The sequence below is a fragment of the Hyphomonas sp. genome, assembly GCF_040882205.1.
GTDB lineage: Bacteria > Pseudomonadota > Alphaproteobacteria > Caulobacterales > Hyphomonadaceae > Hyphomonas.
Genome location: NZ_JBBEBT010000138.1, coordinates 1 through 4,907, shown reverse-complemented (window position 1 = coordinate 4,907; position 4,907 = coordinate 1). Strand labels below are relative to the sequence as shown.

Here is a 4,907-nt window from a genome sequence, read left to right as displayed (position 1 = left end):
TCATGCCGCCCGTGGAGTCAGTGGAAGATTATCTTGAACTCGTCGCTGCCGCAGAGAACGCAGCCTCAGACCTGAACCTGCCGGTTCATATAGAAGGCTACGCGCCGCCGCCGGACGCGCGCTTGAACGTCATCAGGGTTGCGCCCGATCCCGGCGTGATCGAGGTCAACATCCATCCCGCTGCGAGTTGGGACGAGTGTCTCAGCAACACGACCACGCTCTATGAAGAAGCGCGCAGCATCCGTCTGGGCACTGATAAATACATGATCGACGGCCGGCACGCCGGTACGGGCGGCGGTAATCATGTCGTTGTTGGCGGCGCGACGACGTTGGACAGCCCGTTCCTGCGCCGTCCAGACCTGCTTAAGAGCCTCATCCTGCACTGGCAGCGCCATCCAAGTCTTTCCTACCTCTTCTCCGGCCTGTTCATTGGCCCCACCAGCCAGGCGCCGCGCATCGACGAGGCGCGCCATGACACCATGTACGAGATGGAGATCGCGCTCGCGCAGATTCCGAAGCCGGGCGACGGTGAAGTTGCGCCATGGTTGATCGACAGATTGCTCCGGAACTGCCTTATCGATGTCACCGGCAATACGCACAGATCCGAAATATGTATCGACAAGCTTTATTCTCCCGACGGCCCCACTGGCCGGCTCGGCCTCGTCGAATTTCGCGCCTTCGAGATGCCGCCAGACGCGCGGATGAGCCTTGCCCAGCAGTTGCTGATGAGGGCCTTGATCGCCCGCTTCTGGGAAACGCCCGCCGATGGCGCCTTCGTCCGCTGGGGCACAGCCCTGCATGACCGGTTCATGCTGCCGCATTTCATCTGGCAGGACTTTCTGGAAGTCCTGTCCGATCTGTCAGCCCACGGAATAAAGATGAACCCGGCCTGGTTCGAGGCGCAGGCGGAGTTCCGTTTTCCATTTTGCGGGGAGGTCGCCTATGAGACTGCAAAACTCGAGATCCGCCAGGCTATGGAGCCTTGGCATGTCCTCGGCGAAATGGGCGCCATCGGTGGCACGGTGCGCTATGCCGACAGTTCGGTGGAACGGCTTCAGGTGAAGCTGAAATCTGCCGCTCCGGGGCGCTACACCGTCGCCTGCAACGGGCGGCGCGTTCCGCTCGTGCCGGCCGGCGAGGAGGGCGCTTCGGTGGCAGGCGTCCGGTTCAAGGCCTGGAAGCCCGCCGAGTCGCTTCATCCTGCCTTGCCGGTCAACGCGCCGTTGCATTTCGACATCTATGACACCTGGAGCGGCCGGGCACTTGGCGGCGCCGTCTATCATGTCGCCCACCCGGGGGGGCGCAGCTATGAAACATTCCCGGTCAACGCAAATGAGGCTGAAGCGCGCCGACTAGCGAGGTTCGAAGCGAGCGGGCATACTCCGGGGCGGTATTCGCCTCCGGCGGAACTGCCCAATATGTACTACCCCCTGACGCTCGATCTCAGGAGGGCACCAGGATTGTAATTCATGCCGCAGCGCAGGCCCCAGTTCTCTCAGGCAATCGAAGCAGCGCTGGCGTCATATCAGCCCATCGCTGGCATTCCGGATGAACTGATCGACCCGCAGGGCCAGATCCGCCCGGTCTGGCGCGAGTTCATCGACCGCTTCTCGCAGATGTCGCAGGAAGAGATCGCCTCGCGGTTCGCCCTGGGTGACCAATACCTCGCCGACTCCGGCGTCTATTTCCGGCATGTAGACGGTGGCACATCGCGCGAACGCCCCTGGCCGCTCAGCCATGTCCCGGTGCTGATTTCCGAAAGCGAATGGGCTGAAATCGAATCTGGCCTGGTCCAGCGCGCTGACCTCCTCGAACTCGTCATGCGTGACATTTACGGGCCTAACCGTCTGGTCGAGCAAGGATGGCTTCCCCCCATGCTGCTTGCGCAGAACCCGGAATGGATCCGGCCCATGGCTGGCGTGACGCCCCGGACCGGCAACTTCCTTCACTTCCTGTCATTCGAGCTTGGCCGCTCGCCAAACGGGAAATGGTGGGTGCTGAACGACCGGACGCAGGCGCCGTCCGGTGCCGGCTTTGCGCTGGAGAACCGCGTCGCGACCTCGCGCATCTTTTCGGAGTACTTCCAGTCTGCTCAGGTCAAACGCCTCGCCGGCTTCTTCCGCACTTTCCGCGATTACCTGCATTCCCTGCGCGGTCCGGACGCCACGGTTCCGGCGATCCTCAGCCCGGGCTCGCATGCCGATACCTATTTCGAACACGCGTACACGGCGCGGTATCTGGGTCTCGCGCTGCTGGAAGGCGAAGACATCGTCGTCGAGCGCGGGCGCCCGATGGTGCGCACCATCAGCGGCCTGCGCCCCGTGGATGTTCTCTGGCGGCGGATCGATTCCGGCTTTGCAGATCCCCTGGAACTGGACGAAGCCTCGAAGATCGGGACGCCCGGGCTGGTCGGCGCCATGCGCCAGCAAGGCGTCACGATGATCAATGCAATCGGCAGCGGCGCCGTCGAAATACGCGCCCTCATGGCATTCCTGCCCAAGATTTGCCGGGTCATGACAGGCGAGCCATTGCGCCTGTCGAACATCGCGACCTGGTGGTGCGGACAGGCCAAGGAACGCGCGCATGTGCGCGGCAATCTCGACGCCATGATGATCGCACCCGCCTTGTCGACGCGCTTGCCGTTCGACCGTGAAGACACCTCCGCCATCGGCGGCAAGCTTCGCTCCGAAGCCTTTCAGTCTCTGCAAGGCCTGCTCGACACGGAAGCCGGCTACCTTGTCGGACAGGAAGCGATCACGCTGTCCACCAGTCCCGCCTTCGTTGACGGCGCGCTTCGACCGCGTCCGATGACCTTGCGGGTGTTTCTCGCGCGCCACGCCGATGGCTGGATTGCGATGCCCGGAGGCTACGCCCGCATTGGCCGGTCAAACGATGTCACGGGCCTCAGTATGCATGCTGGCGGTTCTTGTGCTGACGTGTGGATCATGTCTGAAACACCCATCGTGGCGAATACCATGATCGGGGTCGGACATGACCGTGAAATCGGTGGTGATGAGGCGGAACTGCCGAGCCGAGCTGCAGAAAATCTCTACTGGCTGGGGCGCTACATTGAGCGCGCGGAATTCCTGACGCGCCTGACGCGGGTATTCGATATCCGGCTTACTGAACTGCGCAGTTCAAACCCGCCGCTGATCGACTACCTGACCGGATATCTGCGCTATCTCGGCGTTGATCCGAATCAGAATCCGCCGGCTGCAATCGCCATGGCCGTCCGTTCTGCGGCCCGCTGCTCGCGCCACCTGCGCGACCGCCTGGCGCCGGATGCGTTAGTCGCCATCGCAGGACTGGGAACCATGATCGAGCCCCGCAGCGCCGATATTTCACAAGCCTCGCACATGGGCGACATCCTGCGCCAGACGATCGGCTTTTCCGGTATGGTGCGGGAAAACATGTACCGCAGTTCCGGTTGGCGGTTCCTGTCGGCGGGCCGTGCGCTTGAGCGGGCGCTGTCAACCTGCTCGATGGTTTCAAGCCTTGTGGACCCCAAAGCGCCGCCCGGCGCGATGGAGGCAGCTCTGGACTGCGCAGACAGCAAGCTGGCGCATCACCGACGTTTCGGTTTCGACATGTCCTGTGCGACGGTCACGGCATTGCTGTGTCTCGACCGGCGCAATCCGCGTTCGCTCCTTCACCAGCTCGATCAGCTCAATACACATCTGGAGGCGATGCCAAACGCAGCGGTGGACGGAATGGCGTCGCCATTGATCCGCCTGTCGATGAAGGTCCACACGGAAGTCGCCGTCCAGACGCCGCAAAGCCTTGACGCGCAGGCGTTCCTGCAAATCAGAGCCGAGCTTGCCGACCTGTCGGATCAGCTGACACTCACTTACCTGAGTTAGGGACGCGGCATGCTGTATGATCTCCGTCTGAAAATAGCCTATATCTATGCCGCCGCTGCGGGATCAAGCCGCCATGTCCTGCGTGTGACGCCAAGGGACATTCCCGGCCGCCAGAAGACGATTGCCTCGACACTTCTGATTGCGCCCGATCCCGCCGAGCGCAGCGTATTCGTGGATTCTTTCGGTAATCAGGCCCGCGACGTATTGCTGCGCGGCGAGCACCGGCGGTTTGAAATTTCAGTCCGTGCCCGGATCAAGCGCACGTCTGCTGACGTATCTCCGGCGCCTGGCCCGCAGATAGAAGATCTGCAGGAAGCCTTGCGGCGCTACCGCGGCCTTGGGCCGGACTCGCCCCACCACTTTACCGCGCGATCACGTCTCGTGCGGCCCGGACGTGACACGACGGAGTTCGCACTCCGCATACTGCCAGACGGCATAGGTGTTGCCGAAGCGGTTCGCCGGATTGGCGAGGCTTTACACGCTGAAATGATCTATGACCCTGCGGCGACAGAGGTCGACACCCCGCACGAGACGGCATTTGCGGCGCGCCGCGGCGTTTGCCAGGATTTCAGCCACATCATGATTGCCTGCCTGCGGGGCGTCGGCATCCCTGCCAGTTATGTGAGCGGTCTCCTGCGCACGCTGCCGCCGCCGGGCGCCGAGCGCCTTGCCGGGGCGGACGCGATGCATGCCTGGGTCCGCGCCTGGTGTGGTCCCGGCATCGGATGGATCGAGTATGATCCGACCAACGCAACTGATGTCGGAGATCAGCATATCGTTGTCGCCTATGGCCGCGACTATTGCGACGTTTCGCCCGCCAAAGGCGTGCTCAGGACCGCCGGCGGCCAGCGCAGTTCACAGTCGGTGGATCTCGTCGAAGCGGACCCGGCCCGCCCCCCGCTCTGAAGCTCAGGATTGAGCTTGAGCAGAAATACTCTGCGCCGAAATGCAACTGCGATCAGCATTGCAGTCCGCCTGAACCCCAAGATTTCCTAAGCGTTTTCTGCAGAACGTAGACTCACAAAAGCCCACAGGCAGGCCAGACCC

General features: G+C 62.6%; 3 protein-coding genes. All 3 read left to right on the top strand.

The window, feature by feature from the left end; genetic code table 11:
* On the top strand, window positions 1-1,466 hold a 1,466-nt coding region (locus WEA77_RS05480), incomplete at its 5' end, for a transglutaminase family protein (RefSeq protein ID WP_368066860.1).
* Window positions 1,467-1,469: 3 nt separating this feature from the next.
* Complete coding sequence (locus WEA77_RS05475) at window positions 1,470-3,860, top strand: circularly permuted type 2 ATP-grasp protein (protein ID WP_368066859.1); 2,391 nt, start codon at window positions 1,470-1,472, stop codon at window positions 3,858-3,860.
* A 9-nt stretch (window positions 3,861-3,869) separates the two neighbouring features.
* Window positions 3,870-4,766, top strand: coding sequence for a transglutaminase domain-containing protein (locus WEA77_RS05470; RefSeq protein WP_368066858.1), 897 nt, complete (start codon window positions 3,870-3,872; stop codon window positions 4,764-4,766).
* The last annotated feature ends 141 nt before the right edge of the window (window positions 4,767-4,907 follow it).

Coding starts and splice junctions, on each gene's coding strand:
- WEA77_RS05475 (WP_368066859.1), top strand. CDS start 1,470: ATGCCGCAGCGCAGGCCCCAGTTCTCTCAGGCAATCGAAGCAGCGCTG.
- WEA77_RS05470 (WP_368066858.1), top strand. CDS start 3,870: ATGCTGTATGATCTCCGTCTGAAAATAGCCTATATCTATGCCGCCGCT.